This window comes from Clostridioides sp. LIBA-6622, from assembly GCF_056716095.1.
Map to the genome: position 1 here is coordinate 876,267 of NZ_CP196998.1, position 16,895 is coordinate 893,161.

The following is a 16,895-nucleotide window of genomic DNA, read 5'->3' on the forward strand; positions in this document are numbered from 1 at the left end:
ATATGGATATTAATTGGGAAAATATAGATAATCTCGAAGATTATTTTATAACCTATCTTCTTTATAAAGAATCTAAAACAGTATCTCAAATTAGTAAGATTAGAAATATTTCAAATACTGAAGCAAGCGAACAACTTATACAAGCAAAATTGAAAATAAAAGAAATGCAAAAAGAGGATTTTGAGGCATCTAAGGATATTTTGGATAAATTTTTAGAGTTAGATAAAATTAAGAGACTTGATTTTATGGATAGCTTAGATGACGAAAAAATGGTATACTTTAAGAGAAAGGTTTTCAAAAGAATCCTTGTGGAAAAAAATGCTGAAGATTTAATTGTTTTAATCTGGGCGACAGGTGAGCTAAAGGATGATAGATTCTTAAAGCTACTTCATCAGCTCACAAACCACAGACACTCAGATATTAGAAGGATAACTTATTCAGCAATCAGAAAGATTGAATCACCAATTAGTAGAGAAGTATTACAAAAGGGTCTCTACGATAAAAATGCACAAACTAGGCAGTATTGTGCAAAAGCTCTTTCAAAATTAGGAGATAAAAACAGTTTAAAGATTTTACAGCAGTTGAAAGACAAGAATAAGAATTTTGAAAAAGAGTATGTGCTTAGAGCTTATGACGAAGCCATTAAAGCATTGGAAGATGCGAAAAATTTGAAAAAGTAATTTTTTATTAAAGCAATTTGTTTACTTAATGATGTATTTCTAGAGTTTAACAAGGTAATAAATAAATTAATGGGAGGGGTTTCAAATGATAGTAAGACGTTGTGCAGGTGGAGTAGTTTTTTATGCTAATAAAGTACTTATTGTAAAAAATGATAGAGGTGAATGGACACTTCCAAAAGGAAAGATACTTGGAGGAGGACTTCCATATGAGAGTGCTGTTCAAAGAGTTAAAGTAGAAACTGGCATAGATGCTAAAATGATAGATGTAGCTGGCGATACTATGTATGAATTTTTCTCAAGAAGTAGACAACAAGAGGTTTGTAATGCAATAATGTGGTATGTTATGGAAGCTTGTAACACTGATTGTGTACTTGCTCCTGAATTCCAAGAAGGTGGATTTTATAAAGTAAAGGATGCTTTAGAAATGTTGTCACATCACAAAGAACAAGCTTTAGTAGAAGTATCTTATAAAAAGTTTAAAGAATTAAAAAAATTAGTTTCAGAGGGCGATGATGTTCCAGCAAATTAATAGTGAATTTAGAGAATTCTGAGGAAGGGTTAGCCCCTTCCTTTTTTAATTGAAAATATTTTAAACATGAATTATATGGTTTGTTTAGATTGTGATTTAAAAATCTAAATTTTTAGTGCTTTATATCTAAAATTAGTAACTTATATTTGAAATAAAAATTAAAAATTGTACAATTTTATTATATAATTGTTTTATAATGTTGATTAAAGAAATGATAAAAATCTATTTGTTTTTTAGTAGAGCAATTTTATATATAAATACATATTTGATGTATTTCTTAGAAAATGATTAAAATAGGAGGAATTATAATGAGCAATTACAGGACATTACATGAATTTGGAACTGACGAAATAACAATTGAAAAGTCTGTTTTTATTGGATATGCTAAGCCTATAAAGAGTGAAGAGGAAGCATTAGAATTTATAAATGAAATAAAGAAAAAGCATAAAGACGCAACTCATAATGTATGGGCTTATACAGTTGGTCAAAATATGAATATACAAAGATACAGTGATGATGGAGAACCACAAGGAACAGCAGGTATACCTACACTAGAGGTTATAAAAAAAGAAGATTTAAGAGATGTAGCAGTTGTTGTTACCAGGTATTTTGGAGGCACAAAATTAGGTGCAGGTGGTCTAGTTAGAGCTTATACAAAAGGTGCTAAGTTGGGATTGGAAGCAGGGAAGATAATTTATAAGGTAATGTATCAAGAAGTTAAGATTAAAATAGATTACACTCAACTTGGAAAAGTACAAAATGAATTAATGAATTTGGGGTATTTTATAAAAGATACCATATATGAAGATAATGTTGAGATAATAGTATATTCAAAGTTAGAAGATGTGGAAAACTTATCAGAAAAAATGATTGATATAACAAATGGAACAGGAAAAATAATTTTAGGAGAAGAATTTTATTTGTCTGAACAAAATGGAGCAATCTTATTGTAATCTAAAACTATTAAAAGAGTGAATTATATTAAATAGTAAATTTTTATTTTAAAATGAAATCCTAAAATGAAAAGCCATTAAATTGTTTTAATCTAAATCAATTTAATGGCTTTTTATTAGATTTTGCACAGAATCCTTTTTTTACTTCAAATAATCCAACTAAAAGCAGAAATATCCCAAATATTCTTTTTAATATATCTGAAGATAGATAATTAGCTAATAATGAACCAAATATAGCACCTAAGACCCCAAATACAGCTATGGGTATAACTAATTTAAAAACTACATTTTTATTTTTTATATGTATAGCCAATGCTATAAGTGTCATAGGTATAGATGAAAGTAAATTTACACTTTGAGCTATTTTGGTGTCTATACCAGCAAGTAAAACGAGTGCAGGTATAAGGATGGTTCCTCCACCCATTCCCATTCCTCCAATAATCCCTGCAAAAAATCCAATTAAAGCAAATAACATTAGAACACCATCCTTAATGCTGCAATTATCATGATTATTCCAAAAGAAATTCTAAGAAACTTTCCAGTAACCTTATTTAGTAGTTTTGCTCCTATGATACCACCAAGAATGCTTCCAACTGCAACTTTTATTGTCAAATTAACGTCATAAGTACCTTTAGATACATATAAAACAGAACTTGCTGTCGTTAAGAAAATTATTATAGAAAGAGCAGTTGCATGAGATTTATGTTCTTCTACCTTAACGATGTCATTTAATATTGGAACCAAAAGAGTACCTCCTCCAGAACCAAAAACTCCATTTATAAATCCTGTAAAAACTCCAATTATCGTATTTTTTAAATTAAAATCAAAATATTTTTTCTTTAAATCATCAGTTTTTTTCATAAAAATCACCTTCTGAAATAGTTTTACCAAAACAGGCAAATTATATTTATATAAAATAAGATTAAATATAATATTTCATGTTTACTTAATTTTGCATAAAAAAAAACATATTAAAACAACATATTAATATATGGTATAATATATTAAAACAAAGTAGCAAATTTGAGAGGAGATAACAATGTCAAATATAAAAATACAAATAGACAAAACTGTAGAATGGCTTATAAATAAGGTTAATGAGGCAAATGCAAAAGGATTAATTGTCGGTGTATCTGGGGGAATTGATTCAGCAGTAGTTGCTAATTTAATTAAAAAGGCATTTCCAGAAAACTCTATGGGAGTTATAATGAGCATAAAAAGTAATCCTCAAGATAGAGAAGATGCACTTAAGGTTATAGAAGGTTGTGATATAGAATATCTTGACTTAGACCTTATAGAGCCACAAAGTGCTATATTAGACATGGTAGTAGGAAATTTAAAAGAGAAACATTTATATAGAGCAGAATATTTAAAGATGACAGATGCAAATTTAAGAGCCAGAGTAAGAATGAGTACTATTTATACAATTGCTAACAATCTAGGATATCTAGTTGTTGGTACAGATAATGCTGCAGAAATACACACAGGATACTTTACTAAATTTGGTGATGGTGGAGTTGATATTTTACCAATTGCAAATTTAACTAAAGGAGAAGTGTATGACTGGGCAAAAGAACTTGGTGTTCATGAAGATTTAATAAATAAAGCTCCTTCTGCAGGTCTTTGGGAAGGTCAAACAGATGAAAACGAAATGGGAACTACTTACAATATGATAGATGCTGTATTACAAGGGAAATTAGATGAAGTTCCTCAAAGAGACCAAGAGATAATTGAAAGACTTCATAGAATAAGTGAACATAAGAGAAAAACGCCTGCACAACCTCCTAAGTTCTAATTTACTATTTTAAAGATTTGTGATAAAATTTACAAGTGATAAAAATTAGAATAACTAATTGTACGTATTAAGGAGTGGAAATATGGGACGTATAGGTAATATAATTAATAGAAAAGGTAAACAAGATGCTCAAAGAGCAAAAATATTTACTAAACATGCTAGAGCAATAGCAGTTGCTGCTAAAGAAAGTGGAGCAGACCCAGAGTATAATGCAGCTTTAAAGACAGCTATAGAAAAAGCTAAGGCAGATAATATGCCAAATGATAATATAGATAGAGCTATCGCTAAAGGTGCTGGAGCAGGTGCTGGTGATGACTATGAAACTATAGTTTATGAAGGTTATGGTCCTGGTGGAGTTGCAGTTATAGTAGAAACTTTAACTGACAACAAAAACAGAACTGCTGGTAATGTAAGATATTACTTCGACAAAAATGGAGGAAACTTAGGAACTAGTGGATGTGTGTCTTTTATGTTTGATAAAAAGGGACAGATATTAGTTGGTTCAGGAGATGGAATTTCAGAAGAAGAATTGATGGATATTGCATTAGAAGCAGGAGCTGAAGATTTTATAACAGAAGAAGATGGTTATGAAATAATAACTACACCAGAAGATTTTTCTAGTGTTCGTGATGAGTTGAAAGCTAAAGGGTATGAGTTTATATCTGCTGATGTAAAGATGATACCTCAAACTACAACTGTATTAACTGAAGAAGCACATTTAAAAATGATGAATAAATTAGTTGATATGCTTGAAGAAGATGATGATGTTCAAGATATATATCATAACTGGGAAATAGAAGAGTAAATATTCTAATGCCTTAGAAATGTATACACCTCTAAACCACGTTTGCATAATAATATGTAAATATGGTTTAGAGGTGTTTTTATATTTATAAAAACTGTTTTACAAATACTAAAAATATATCTTGCAAAACTAATAATATTATAATAGGTCTTGAACAGGACTTGATTGTCTATAGATGATTGATGGGTATATTACTTGACGTTGAATACCACTTATTCTGCCAGTAACAATATCAATAATCATTCGAAGACTACGTTCTGCTGTTTCCTCCATTTTTAAGTCTATAACTGTTAATGGTGGTGTACTTCTTGCCATTAGTCTTGAAGGCCCATTGCTTGCTGCAAATATCTGAACATCATTTCCAATTGCAATTCCTGATTCATTAAATGCGTTCATCATACCAAGAGCGACTACATCATGGTTACAAAAGATTACTTTTTTTATTGAGTTTCTTGCAATCATTTTTTGAGCGATATCATATCCACTATCTATTTTATTAGAACAATAATATATGGAATCTGGTAAATATATTCCATGTTCTTCACATGTATTTAAAAAGGATTTACCTCGTAAAGTCATACATGTAAATGAAGATGGATTAAATACAACAGCTATGTCATTTTTCCCATTTTTAATAGCATGTAGGGCTGCTATGCGACCAGTCTCTTCATTATCAATAGATACACTTGAAAAACCTTCTATTTCACGATTTACAACAACTACAGGAATTTTGGGTTTATTTTTCAATAGGTATTCTATATCATCAGCATTGATACCTGTCAAAACAACACCATCATAATAATTATTTGAAAAAAGATATTCGTCATCACATAAATGACCAACAGTATAAGGTCGTATTATAATGTTTACATCTAAATGTTCTAAAGAAATGACATGGTTTATTGCTTGAAATATATTCGTTGAGGCCAATTCAAAACCAGCATCTTGCCAATAAAACGCTATTTGAATATGATTATGAGCTTTAGGAGTAGAGCGTTTATATCCGAGCTTATCTGCTGAATTTAAAACTATATCTTGTGTATGTAGTGGAATTCTTCGTTCATTTCCTTTACCACTTAAAACATAGGAGACTGTTGCTGAAGAAAGACCACAATCTTTTGCAATATCTTTGATTGTTGCCATAATAAAAATCCTCCTTGAATAGTTGCTTAAACTTGCTTACATTTATTATCTTAGCATACATCTAATCAAAGAACAATATTCTACAATATACAAATCCTAATAAGTGAAAATAAATAAATATTAAAATGTGTTTATTGTGTTGACAAAACTGAACATATAAGATTATAATGTGCTTAAATAAGCTTATAATAAGTGAATATTAAGCAAAGTTAAGCAATAACATAACAATGCTAGCTTGTTATGTTACTGTAAATAAAGGGGGCAAAGAGATGAGTAAAATAAATATACTTGAAGTTGGTCCAAGAGATGGATTTCAAAATCTGAAAGAATTCCTAGATACAGATAAAAAACTAAAAATTATTGATGGTCTTGTTAACGCTGGTATTAAAGAATTAGAAATTAGTTCATTTGTAAGTCCAAAAGCCATTCCTCAGATGAAGGATGCAAAAGAAATAGCAACCTACTGTGTAAAAAATTATCCTGATGTAAAGCTTTATGCATTAGTTCCAAATTTATATGGTGCTAAGCTTGCATGGGATAGTGGAATAAGAGATATATCTTATGTTATCTCCTTGAGTGAAACGCATAATAAGAAAAATATAAATCGAACTCATGAAGAATCTATTGCTGAACTCAAAAAAATAATAGATTCTTATCCTGAAATGAATATATGTGTTGGAATAGCTACAGTGTTTGGATGCCCTTTTGAAGGAATACCAAAGATAGAGGATGTGGTAGCATTTAGCAAATGCCTTTGGGAAAACGGTGTCAGAGAGATGAACTTAGCTGATACTATCGGTATTGCTGACCCTAAACAAGTTAGAGAGACTATTTGTGCATTAGTTGATGCATTACCAGAATGTAGATTGCAGGTACATATACATGATACTAGAAATATGGGGATGGTTAATACTCTTGCTGCTATTGAGTCTGGTATTACTACTGTTCAATCTACACTTGGTGGTTTAGGAGGATGCCCTTTTGCACCTGGTGCATCTGGTAATACTGCAACTGAAGATTTGGTGTATATGCTTGAGCGTATGGGATATGACACAGGAGTAGATTTTAACAAACTTCTCGACTTATCTAAGTATCAAAAGAGTTTTGTAGAGGGAGTATATAGCGGTCATCATGTAAATATAAAATCTGGAATTTCTAGTTGTCAATTATCTTAATTAATAAAATGGGTATTAAAAAAATAACTGATTTGGGGAGGATAATATGGATATTATAGCTTTAATTTTGTTTTTAGGTGTTATTGTACTAGCCTTTGTACGTAAGAATAATGCGGGTATTTTAGCTTTAGCTGTTGGTGTGATAGCAGTTAGAATATTTGGTATGGATGAAAAAGAGCTTTATGGAGCAATAAGTAACTCAATGTTTACAACACTTGTTGGAATAACACTACTTTTTGCAATAGTAAATTCAACTGGAGCATTAAAATTAGTTGCAGAAAAAATAGTTGCTATTTCTGGTAAGCGAGTTTGGCTTATTCCAATAGCAGTTTTTATTGCAGGATTTATTGTTGCAGGTGTAGGTCCAGGTGCAATTCCAGCACTTGCGATAATTCCAGCAATGGCTGTTCCAGTAGCAATAACTGTTGGTTATAATCCTGTAATGCTTGCACTTATAGGCGAATGTGGATTAATGGCAGGTCGTATGACACCTATTACTCCTGAAGGTCAAATCATAACAACTGTTGCAGGGAATGTCGGAATTGAAAATGTTATGCCTACTATTTTAGCATGTCAGACCTTATCAACGATTGTATTTTCAATAGTATTGTTCATAATTTTTAAAGGATATAAACTTAAAAAACCTATAAATATTATAGATAGTAAGAGTATAGAAAAGTTTAATGTAAAGCAAATAATTTCTCTTATAAGTATAGTAGTCATGATTGCTTTTATTATATTTTTCGATATGAATGTTGGGCTTGCTGCTTTTTCAGTTTCAGCTGTACTTCTTCTTTTCAATATCGCTGAAGATGGAGAATGTATTAAGGCAATTCCATGGAGTACAATAGTAATGGTACTTGGAGTGGGAGCAATGATGACAATTGTAGATGCAGCAGGAGGTATTGACTTGATGAGTAATGCATTATCATCATTAATGAATAGTAAAACAGCTACTCCAATTATGAGTATTTCAGCAGGACTTATGTCTATGGTAAGTTCAGCATTAGCAGTAGTGTATCCAACTATGATGCCTATGTGTGTTGATATAGCTAAATCAGTTGGAGGAGTAGACCCAATAGCACTTATTGCAGCAGTCGGTGTAGGAGGTTCTCTTGCTGGAGTAAGTCCACTTTCTACTGGTGGTGCATTGATTCTAGCAGCAATGGGGTCAAGTAAGAAAGATTTCAATAAAGAAGAACAAAATAAGGTGTTTGTTCAACTTTTCATTATGAGTGCAGTTGGATTACTGGTTATTGCAGTAGTATCAGTTTTATTCTTTAATGTAATAGCACATATAATGCATTAATTTCAATAATTGAGGAATTTGTTATTAAACTTAATTTTTAATATTGAGTAATATAATATAAATTGGAGGTATAGATATGAAAAAAGGAGCATTAAGCAATATAAAAGTACTTGACCTTACTAGAGTCCTTGCAGGACCATATTGTACAATGATGTTGGCTGATTTTGGGGCACAGGTCATAAAAATAGAAGTACCAAAAAAAGGTGATGATACAAGAAAATTTGGACCTTTTGTAAATGGAGAAAGTTTGTATTATGCAAATATAAATAGAAATAAGAAAGGTGTGACTTTAAATCTTAAATCAGAAGAAGGTAAAAATATATTCTTAGAAATGGTAAAAGAGGCTGATGTCGTGGTGGAAAATTATAGACCAGGTGTAATGGAAAAGTTAGGACTTGGTTATGATGAATTGTCTAAAGTTAATAATCAAATAATTTATGGAGCTGTGTCAGGTTTTGGATGTTATGGTCCATATTCAGAGCGTCCAGGATATGATATTATTGCACAAGCAATGGGTGGACTTATGAGTATAACAGGAAATGAAGGAGGAGAACCAACAAGAGTAGGAAATGCTATGGGAGATGTCTTAGGAGGTATGAATTTAACTATTGGTATACTTATGGCACTTAATGCTAGAAAGATATTTGGAAAAGGACAAAGAGTAGATATTTCCCTCGTTGATTCAGTTGTATCATCTCTTGAGACTGGTATACAAAGATATTTTGATTCAGGTCAGCCTGAACTTATGGGAAATAGATATGCTTCTGCTTATCCTTATGATTCTTTTAAGGCAAGTGATGGTAACTTTGTAATAGGCTGTGGTAATGACAAATTGTTTGAAAAATTGTGTAAAAAAGTACTTTTTAGAGAGGAGCTTTTAACAGATGAAAGATTTAAAACAAATCTTAATCGTTGTGAACATCATAAGGCTCTTAAACCAGAAATAGAAAAATGGTCTGTTAAATATACAATAAAAGAAGCAGTTGATTTAATCTCAGAGGCTGGAGTTCCTGCTGCACCTATTTATAATCTTGGCAATGTCACAACAGATGAACACATTGCAAAAGCAAGGGAAATGATTGTAGACATGAAACATCCTATTATAGGAGATATGAGAGTCAATGGAAATCCAGTTAAGCTGATGACAACAAAATCTCAAATTAATATACCAGCACCATCTTTAGGAGAAAATAATGAAGAGGTTTATAGTAGTTGGCTTGGTTTTGATAGTGAAAAAATAAATGATTTAAAGGAGAGTGGAGTTATTTAATTTTAGAGAAAAGCATAGAGATAATATTAATGAAATTATAAAACAATTCAATGTATCTATTGTTAAGGTATTTATGAATATACATAAAGATTTTAGAATAATATCAAGAAATGATTAAATCAACATTGTAAGTTAAATCTAAAATTAGCAGTAGTATTTAAGATAGAAAAAGCTATTTAGACATTAAGTCTTTGTAGCTTTTTCTATTTTTGTTAAGAAATCTATATTATTGGGATAAATATATAGTAAAATATCAAAAATGAGACTATATTCTCAAAAGTGAGACTAGATTTTTCGGGTATTTTCTCGAAAATGAGACAAAAATATTGTTTTATGGATTTTATTGAAGAAAAATTCTTTAATGAATTATAATTTTAGCATGTTTAAAGTTAAAAACTATTAAAAATTTAGTGAAATTTATGTATATTTTGTTTATTTCATTAAAAAAACAATTTTTTAACAAAAATAATGAAATTTAATATAAGTGGCTTAGAACTTGCTAATATATATTAACAAGAAATGTAGAAAAAATAACAATATATAATGGGGGGAATACGATGGGATTTGAAATGGAAAGCTTAAAAAATCTTAAGGTGGAACTTAAGGATAAAGTCTGTATTATTACTATAAATAGACCTAAGGCTTTAAATGCTCTTAATAATGACACGCTTAGAGAATTATCTCAAGTTATTGATGTAGTATCAGAAAAAGAGGAAATATTAGGAGTTATTATTACTGGAGAGGGGAAAGTTTTTGTAGCTGGAGCTGATATACGTCAGATGCAAAACTATAAAAGTGAAGAAGGCAGAAAGTATGCAGGTTATGCCCAAGGAATTTTTGATAAAATTGAAGCCATTGAGAAAATAGTAATAGCAGCAGTTAATGGATATGCATTAGGTGGTGGATGTGAACTTGCTATGAGTTGTGACATTAGAATTGCATCAGAAAAAGCTGTATTTGGACAACCAGAAGTTAATTTAGGAGTTATTCCATGTTTTGGCGGAACTCAAAGATTATCAAGACTTGTTGGAACTGGGATAGCCAAGGAATTAATTTTTACAGGAAGGCAAGTAAATGCAGAAGAGGCCAAATCAATTGGTCTTGTTAATAAAGTAGTTCCAAGTGATGTACTTTTAGAAGAGGCAATGAAGATGATGAACCAAATCGTTGAAAAAGCACCAATAGCAATAAGATATGCAAAAGTTGTTATTAATAAGGGGATAGATATGGATTTAAAAAATGCTCTTGAACTAGAGAAGGATATCGCAGGTTTAACTTTTGCTACAAGAGATAAACAAGAGGGAATGGATGCTTTTATAGAGAAGAGAAAACCAGTTTTTGAAAATAAGTAGCTATTATAACTAAATTGAAACAAATGTAGAAAATATTCAAAATCTAAATTTCGTGAAAAAATACATATAGTTTAATTTTAAAAGGAGTTAATTTATGAATGCGGGAGTAATTATAAGTTTAGTAGGGATTATTATAGCCCTATCCCTTCTAGTTGTAATGGTTATGAAGGGAGTAAATATTTTTATAATAGCAATTGTATGTTCACTACTAGTTGCTATAACAGGAAATTTAAATGTATATAATGCACTTAAGGTGGATTATATGACAGGATTTGTTGGATTTCTTCAGGCAAACTTCTTTATTTTCCTAACAGGTACCTTAATGGGAAAAATAATGGAGATTACTGGTGGAGCGAAATCTATTGCTAAGATGATTGTAAAATGTATTGGGAAGGATAAAGCATTGCTTTCTATTCCAATAGCTTGTGGAATATTAGCATATGGAGGAGTAAGTGTTTTCGTTGTAAGTTTTGCAGTATTTCCAATAGCTTTAGAAATTTTTAAAGAAGCTGATTTGCCACGACGATTTATACCAGCAGCCTTGACTTTTGGATGTTCAACTTTTGCTATGGTTGCACCAGGAGCACCTCAGATTCATAATATTGTTCCAGCTTCAACATTAGGAACAGATATTATGGCTGGTGCAGTGAATGGATTTATATCATGTGCAGTAATGTTTGTAGTTGGAAGCTTCATTTTATATAGAATGGTTTCAAAAGAAAAGGCTAATGGTGGTCATTTTATAGCACATGAATCAGATATATTTGATGAAGTAGCGGCAACTAATTCTAAGAGAGGAAATGGTCCTAATGGTATAATTGCGTTAATTCCATTAATAGTATCAATATTAATAATTAATGTGAAAATTAATGGACAAGCAATAGTACCAATTGAGGTAGGAGTATTCATTGGAGCTTTATTAGTATATTTATTGTTAAATAAATATCAAGATAATTCCAAAATCGTTGGACATGTTGGTGATGCATGTAAAACTACAGTAGTAGCAATATGTAATACTTGTGCTGTAGTCGCATTTGGCTCAGTTGTAAAATCAGCAGTTGGTTTTGACTTTATAGTTAATGCCATGACTAGTATTCCTGGACCTCCTATTGCAGGCGCTGCAGTTGGGACTACAGTAATTGCAGGTATATGTGGTTCAGCTTCAGGTGGACTTGGAATTGCAGCTCCACTTCTTGGACCAGTGTTTTTAGCTAAGGGAGTCTCTGCGGCGGCATTAACTAGAACTATGGCAATTTCATCAGCAGCATTAGATTCACTTCCTCATAACGGATATATTGTTACTGTAACAAATGGTCTATGTAAAGAGTCACATAAGGATGCTTATATGCCAATATTCTGGGTAACTGTTTTAACTCCAATTATTGGAACTGTAGTAGCAGTTCTTATGTTTACGATGTTCCCAGGATTACCATAACAGAAAAAATATAAATTATATTTTGATATTGTAAGATTAATTTTCAAAATATGCACAATAAATTTTATGCTTTAATACTATAAATACAATATTTAAAATACCAAATTGACAGTATAAGGAGGAATTGAAAGTGTTAAATAAACCATTAGAAGGTGTTAAGGTGATTGACTTAACATATTTTGTAGCAGGTCCAGGAACTTCTAAAATATTAGCTGACTGGGGTGCTGATGTTATTAAGGTAGAGCCAAGTTTTGGAGACCCAGGAAGAAAGACAGGGGCAACAATGACAATGCCAATAGATGATTATAATAATCCTTTTTACAGTACATATAATTCAAATAAAAGAGGCCTGTCTATAAATCTTAAGAGTGAAGCTGGAATTGAAATTATGGATAAGCTTTTAAGTGAAGCAAATGTGTTTGTATCAAGCTATAGAACAGGGGCATTAAAAAGGCTAGGCCTCGACTATGAATCATTAAGTAAAAAACATCCACATCTTATTTGGGGACAAATAAATGGTTTTGGAGATTTTGGACCTGCTAAGGATAATGCAGGATTTGATACAGTTGCATTTTGGGCAAGGAGTGGAGCTATGCTTGATATAGCAGAGAAGGATACAAGCCCAATAAACCCACCTATAGCTTTTGGAGATGCCACAACTTCTTGTAGTTTATCTGGAGGTATATGTGCAGCCTTATACCACCAAGCTAAGACTGGAAAAGGTCAAAAGGTAATGGCATCCTTATTTGGACAAGCAATATGGAATGCCTCATCTTTACTAGCATCTACACAGTTTAGTGATGAGTATCCAAAAACTAGAAAGAATGCTATTTCTCCAGTAATAAACTCCTATCGTTGTAAGGATGGAAAGTGGATATTTTTAAGTATCCTAGAGCATGAAAGATATTTTGAGGAACTTTGCAGATTATTCGGAAGAGAAGATTTGATAAAAGAAGAAAAATTTGCATCTTCAATAGAAAGTAAGAAAAATGCTACAGAGCTTATTAATATTTTAGATGTTGAATTTGCAAAATTTACTCAAAATGAGATGGTGGAAAAACTTACTAATGCTGATATAGCTCATGAAAGAATTCAACATGTTAATGATGTAGTAACTGATGAACAGGCTATTGCTAATAACTATATATATGAACATACAAGTAAAAATGGAAATAAAACAATGCTTGCATCTACTCCAGTTAAGTTTGGAAATATTGAAGTTAATATGACTTGCGATGCTCCACTTATAGGAGAACATTCAGATGAGATATTGAGAGAACTTGGATACAGTGATTCTGATATAGAAGTTCTAATTGAGTCTGGAATTGTAGCAATTAATAAAGGTACATATGAAGTATGTTAATAAATAGGAGGAAATTTTATGGATTTTAGATTAACAGAAGCACAATTAATGCTTCAAAGAGTAGCAAAAGAATTTGCAGAGAATGAAATAGCACCAATAGCTGCAGAAACAGATAAAACTGGCATTTTCCCAAGAGAACTTTTTAGCAAAATGGCTAAAATAGGATTTAATGGTATTGGTACACCTGTGGAATATGGTGGTTCTGGTGGAGCAGATATAGAAAAGGTAATTGTAGTTAATGAGGTTGCCAAAAAATGTGCATCATCTGCAGCAATATTATCAATACATACAATATATGCTCAAGCTATTTTGAAATTTGGTACGGAAGAACAAAAGAAGAAATACCTTCCAATGATGGCTGAAGGCGGGTGTGTAGGAGCTTTTGCTTTAACTGAGCCTAATGCTGGTTCAGATGCCGCAAGAGCTGCAACAACTGCAATTATTGATGAAACAACAGATGAATATGTTTTAAATGGGACTAAGTGCTTTATTTCTGGTGGAGGTCAAGCAGAATCATTAATAATATTTGCATTGACAGAACCATCAAAGGGAATAAAGGGAATGTCTGCTATCATAGTTGACAAAGGTACTCCAGGTTTTTCAATAGGAAAAATTGAAGAAAAAATGGGCATTCATGGTTCAGAAACGGCAGAGTTAATATTTGATAACTGTAGGGTTCCAAAGTGTAACCTATTAGGAAAAGAAGGAAAAGGCTTTAATATAGCTATGACTTGTCTAGATGGGGCAAGAATTGGAGTTGGAGCTCAAGCTGTAGGAATTGCTGAAGGTGCTTTAGAAGAAAGTATCAAATATTCTAAAGAAAGAGTTCAATTTGGTAAGCCAATTTCAGCTTTACAAGGTATTCAATGGTATATAGCAGATATGGCTACTATGGTGGAATCAGCAAAGTTGTTAGTATATTATGCTGCAGACTTGAAGGCTAGAGGAGAAAAACACACTAAAGAAGCTGCCATGGCAAAATACAATGCATCACGTACTGCAAGAGAAGTTACAAACCTAGCTCTTCAAATCCATGGAGGATATGGATATATGAAAGATTATCCATTAGAAAGAATGTACAGAGATGCTAAGATAACAGAAATTTATGAAGGTACTTCAGAAATACACAAGGTTGTTATTTCAAGAGCAGTACTAGGATAGGAGGAAGAGTATGAATATAATTGTTTGTTTAAAGCAAGTTCCAGATACTAATGAAGTTAAAATAAATAAAGAGACAGGTACCCTAATAAGAGATGGTGTACCAAGTATAATCAATCCAGATGACAGAAATGCTTTGGAAGAAGCTTTAAAAATAAAAGATGAACTGGGAGCAGTTATTAAAGTTATAAGTATGGGACCTCCTCAAGCTAAAAGTGCTTTAAAAGAAGCTTTGGCAATGGGGGCTGATGAGGCATATTTAATTTCAGATAGAGCTTTTGGTGGTTCAGATACTTGGGCTACATCTACAATTATTGCTGCGGCTATAGAGAAGGTTGGAAATTATGATGTGATATTCTGTGGAAGACAAGCTATAGATGGAGATACAGCTCAGGTTGGACCAGAGGTTGCAGAATTTTTGGGGGTACCACAGGTTACATATGCAAAAGAAGTAAAGGTTAAAGATGATAAACTACTAGTAACTCGTTATACAGAGACAGGAGATTATTTAATAGAATCAGAGATGCCAGTTTTATTAACTGCTATAAAAGAGTTAAATAATCCAAGATATCCAAGTGTTAAAGGAATCTTAGAAGCTTACAATAATGGAGATGAAAAAATTACTGTGTTAACACTTTCAGACTTAGATGTTGATACAACTCAAATTGGATTAAAGGGTTCACCTACAAATGTTTACAAGTCGTTTGTACCAGTTAAAGATAAACATAATGAAATAATCGAAGGTATAAATAAGAAAGAAAAAGCTGAAAAGTTAATAGAAATATTATTCGATTTGAAACTAGTATAGGAGTGTTAATATGATGAGAGCAAAAGTTAATCAAAGTATAAATTTAAATGATTATAATGGAGTTTGGGTAATAGGAGAGCAAAGGGAAGGTAAAATTAATCCTGTTACTATAGAACTTATTGGTGAGGGAAGAAAACTTGCTGACCAATTAGGAAAAGAGCTTGCAGTTGTAATAGCTGGATATGAAGTAGAGAAAGAAGTAAAGGAATTACTTCACTATAGTGTTGATAAAGCATATTATATCAACGACCCTCTTCTTAAAGATTTTACAACTGATGGATATGCAATTTCAATTGCAGGTTTAATTGAAGCAAAAAAGCCAGAGGTTGTATTAGTTGGAGCTACTTCTATAGGAAGAGATATTGCACCTAGAATTGCAGGTAAAGTTGGAACAGGTCTAACTGCTGACTGTACAAAACTTGAAATAGATTCAGCAGATAATAAGTTATTACAAACAAGACCAGCATTTGGTGGAAATCTAATGGCTACTATTGTTTGTCCTAAAAATAGACCACAGATGTCAACTGTTCGCCCAGGGGTTATGGCAAAAGCTATAAGAACTGAATCAGAAACTGGAGTTTTAGAGGTTGTTAATCCAGGACTTACTGAAAAAATGATTAGAACTAGATTATTAGAAATACTTCCCCAAGGAAAGAAATCTATAAATCTAACTGATGCTAGAATAATAGTTTCGGGAGGAAGAGGATTAAAGAGGTCAGAAGGATTTGAACTAATAAAAGAATTGGCTGATAAATTAGGAGCAGAGATTGGAGCTTCAAGAGCAGCAGTAGATTCAGGGTGGATAGAGCATTCTCATCAAGTTGGGCAAACAGGAACTACTGTTAGACCTGAGTTGTATATTGCATGTGGTATATCTGGAGCAATACAACACTTAGCAGGGATGAGTGACTCTAAATATATAGTTGCCATAAATAAAGATTCAAAAGCACCTATTTTCAATATATGCGACTATGGAATTGTAGGGGATTTATATGAGATTATACCTGAAATAATAGAATCATTAAATAGGTAACTTTTAGAAAACATTGAATATATAGAATGGTAAGTCTTATAATATTGTATTGTAAGACTTATTATTTTTGCTGAAGGTTATAGTGGA

General features: G+C 31.7%; 18 protein-coding genes. 15 read left to right on the plus strand and 3 right to left on the minus strand.

Going from position 1 to position 16,895, the window contains the following annotated elements:
• Positions 1-2 precede the first annotated feature (2 nt).
• The 3 genes from ACTG47_RS04300 to ACTG47_RS04310 all read left to right on the plus strand — a co-directional run bounded on the left by ACTG47_RS04300 (position 3) and on the right by ACTG47_RS04310 (position 2,162).
• Complete coding sequence (locus ACTG47_RS04300) at positions 3-680, plus strand: HEAT repeat domain-containing protein (RefSeq protein WP_479926241.1); 678 nt, start codon at positions 3-5, stop codon at positions 678-680.
• An 85-nt stretch (positions 681-765) separates the two neighbouring features.
• Positions 766-1,209 (plus strand): NUDIX domain-containing protein, encoded by a 444-nt coding sequence (locus tag ACTG47_RS04305; RefSeq protein WP_003437525.1) that lies wholly within the window; start codon positions 766-768, stop codon positions 1,207-1,209.
• 308 nt (positions 1,210-1,517) lie between these two features.
• Complete coding sequence (locus tag ACTG47_RS04310; protein WP_479926242.1) at positions 1,518-2,162, plus strand: YigZ family protein; 645 nt, start codon at positions 1,518-1,520, stop codon at positions 2,160-2,162.
• Between the two features lie 97 nt (positions 2,163-2,259).
• Here ACTG47_RS04310 and ACTG47_RS04315 read toward each other — a convergent pair whose 3' ends face one another.
• Together ACTG47_RS04315 and ACTG47_RS04320 are read right to left on the minus strand one after the other, a co-directional pair.
• Positions 2,260-2,637: a sulfite exporter TauE/SafE family protein gene (locus ACTG47_RS04315; protein WP_054269430.1), complete on the minus strand. Its 378-nt coding sequence runs from the start codon at positions 2,635-2,637 to the stop codon at positions 2,260-2,262.
• Positions 2,637-3,023 (minus strand): sulfite exporter TauE/SafE family protein, encoded by a 387-nt coding sequence (locus ACTG47_RS04320; RefSeq protein WP_003437532.1) that lies wholly within the window; start codon positions 3,021-3,023, stop codon positions 2,637-2,639. Before ACTG47_RS04320 ends, ACTG47_RS04315 begins: the two co-directional genes overlap by 1 nt.
• Positions 3,024-3,201: 178 nt before the next feature.
• On the opposite strand from ACTG47_RS04320, the gene nadE reads away from it, so the two are divergent.
• Both nadE and ACTG47_RS04330 read left to right on the plus strand, forming a co-directional pair.
• Complete coding sequence (gene nadE, locus ACTG47_RS04325; RefSeq protein ID WP_479926243.1) at positions 3,202-3,957, plus strand: NAD(+) synthase; 756 nt, start codon at positions 3,202-3,204, stop codon at positions 3,955-3,957.
• Between the two features lie 82 nt (positions 3,958-4,039).
• Positions 4,040-4,762, plus strand: a complete 723-nt coding sequence (locus ACTG47_RS04330; RefSeq protein WP_169468681.1) for a YebC/PmpR family DNA-binding transcriptional regulator — start codon at positions 4,040-4,042, stop codon at positions 4,760-4,762.
• Between the two features lie 138 nt (positions 4,763-4,900).
• Here ACTG47_RS04330 and ACTG47_RS04335 read toward each other — a convergent pair whose 3' ends face one another.
• The gene (locus ACTG47_RS04335) at positions 4,901-5,905 is read right to left on the minus strand and encodes a substrate-binding domain-containing protein (RefSeq protein ID WP_479926244.1); all 1,005 of its coding nucleotides are present in this window, start codon (positions 5,903-5,905) and stop codon (positions 4,901-4,903) included.
• A gap of 269 nt (positions 5,906-6,174) precedes the next feature.
• Between ACTG47_RS04335 and ACTG47_RS04340 the strand changes: the two genes are divergently transcribed.
• From ACTG47_RS04340 to ACTG47_RS04385, 10 genes are all read left to right on the plus strand, one after another.
• Complete coding sequence (locus ACTG47_RS04340) at positions 6,175-7,080, plus strand: hydroxymethylglutaryl-CoA lyase (RefSeq protein ID WP_479926245.1); 906 nt, start codon at positions 6,175-6,177, stop codon at positions 7,078-7,080.
• Between the two features lie 46 nt (positions 7,081-7,126).
• The gene (locus ACTG47_RS04345; RefSeq protein WP_169468675.1) at positions 7,127-8,389 is read left to right on the plus strand and encodes an SLC13 family permease; all 1,263 of its coding nucleotides are present in this window, start codon (positions 7,127-7,129) and stop codon (positions 8,387-8,389) included.
• A gap of 76 nt (positions 8,390-8,465) precedes the next feature.
• Positions 8,466-9,659, plus strand: coding sequence for a CaiB/BaiF CoA transferase family protein (locus tag ACTG47_RS04350; protein WP_479926246.1), 1,194 nt, complete (start codon positions 8,466-8,468; stop codon positions 9,657-9,659).
• Positions 9,646-9,777 carry a hypothetical protein gene (locus ACTG47_RS04355; protein WP_479926247.1) on the plus strand — a complete coding sequence of 44 codons (132 nt, stop codon included), beginning with the start codon at positions 9,646-9,648 and terminating at the stop codon, positions 9,775-9,777. The genes ACTG47_RS04350 and ACTG47_RS04355 overlap by 14 nt, the downstream gene beginning before the upstream one ends.
• A gap of 439 nt (positions 9,778-10,216) precedes the next feature.
• Positions 10,217-11,011, plus strand: a complete 795-nt coding sequence (locus ACTG47_RS04360; protein ID WP_479926248.1) for an enoyl-CoA hydratase-related protein — start codon at positions 10,217-10,219, stop codon at positions 11,009-11,011.
• 94 nt (positions 11,012-11,105) lie between these two features.
• The gene (locus ACTG47_RS04365) at positions 11,106-12,446 is read left to right on the plus strand and encodes a GntP family permease (protein WP_479926249.1); all 1,341 of its coding nucleotides are present in this window, start codon (positions 11,106-11,108) and stop codon (positions 12,444-12,446) included.
• 130 nt (positions 12,447-12,576) lie between these two features.
• On the plus strand, positions 12,577-13,809 hold the full coding sequence (locus ACTG47_RS04370; RefSeq protein ID WP_479926250.1) for a CaiB/BaiF CoA transferase family protein: 1,233 nt from the start codon (positions 12,577-12,579) through the stop codon (positions 13,807-13,809).
• A gap of 18 nt (positions 13,810-13,827) precedes the next feature.
• Positions 13,828-14,970, plus strand: coding sequence for an acryloyl-CoA reductase (acrC, locus tag ACTG47_RS04375; protein WP_479926251.1), 1,143 nt, complete (start codon positions 13,828-13,830; stop codon positions 14,968-14,970).
• 10 nt (positions 14,971-14,980) lie between these two features.
• On the plus strand, positions 14,981-15,775 hold the full coding sequence (locus ACTG47_RS04380) for an electron transfer flavoprotein subunit beta (RefSeq protein WP_479926252.1): 795 nt from the start codon (positions 14,981-14,983) through the stop codon (positions 15,773-15,775).
• Between the two features lie 13 nt (positions 15,776-15,788).
• A complete protein-coding gene (locus tag ACTG47_RS04385) occupies positions 15,789-16,808 on the plus strand; it encodes an electron transfer flavoprotein subunit alpha/FixB family protein (protein ID WP_479927064.1) in 1,020 nt (339 codons plus the stop codon).
• Positions 16,809-16,895: the final 87 nt, after the last annotated feature.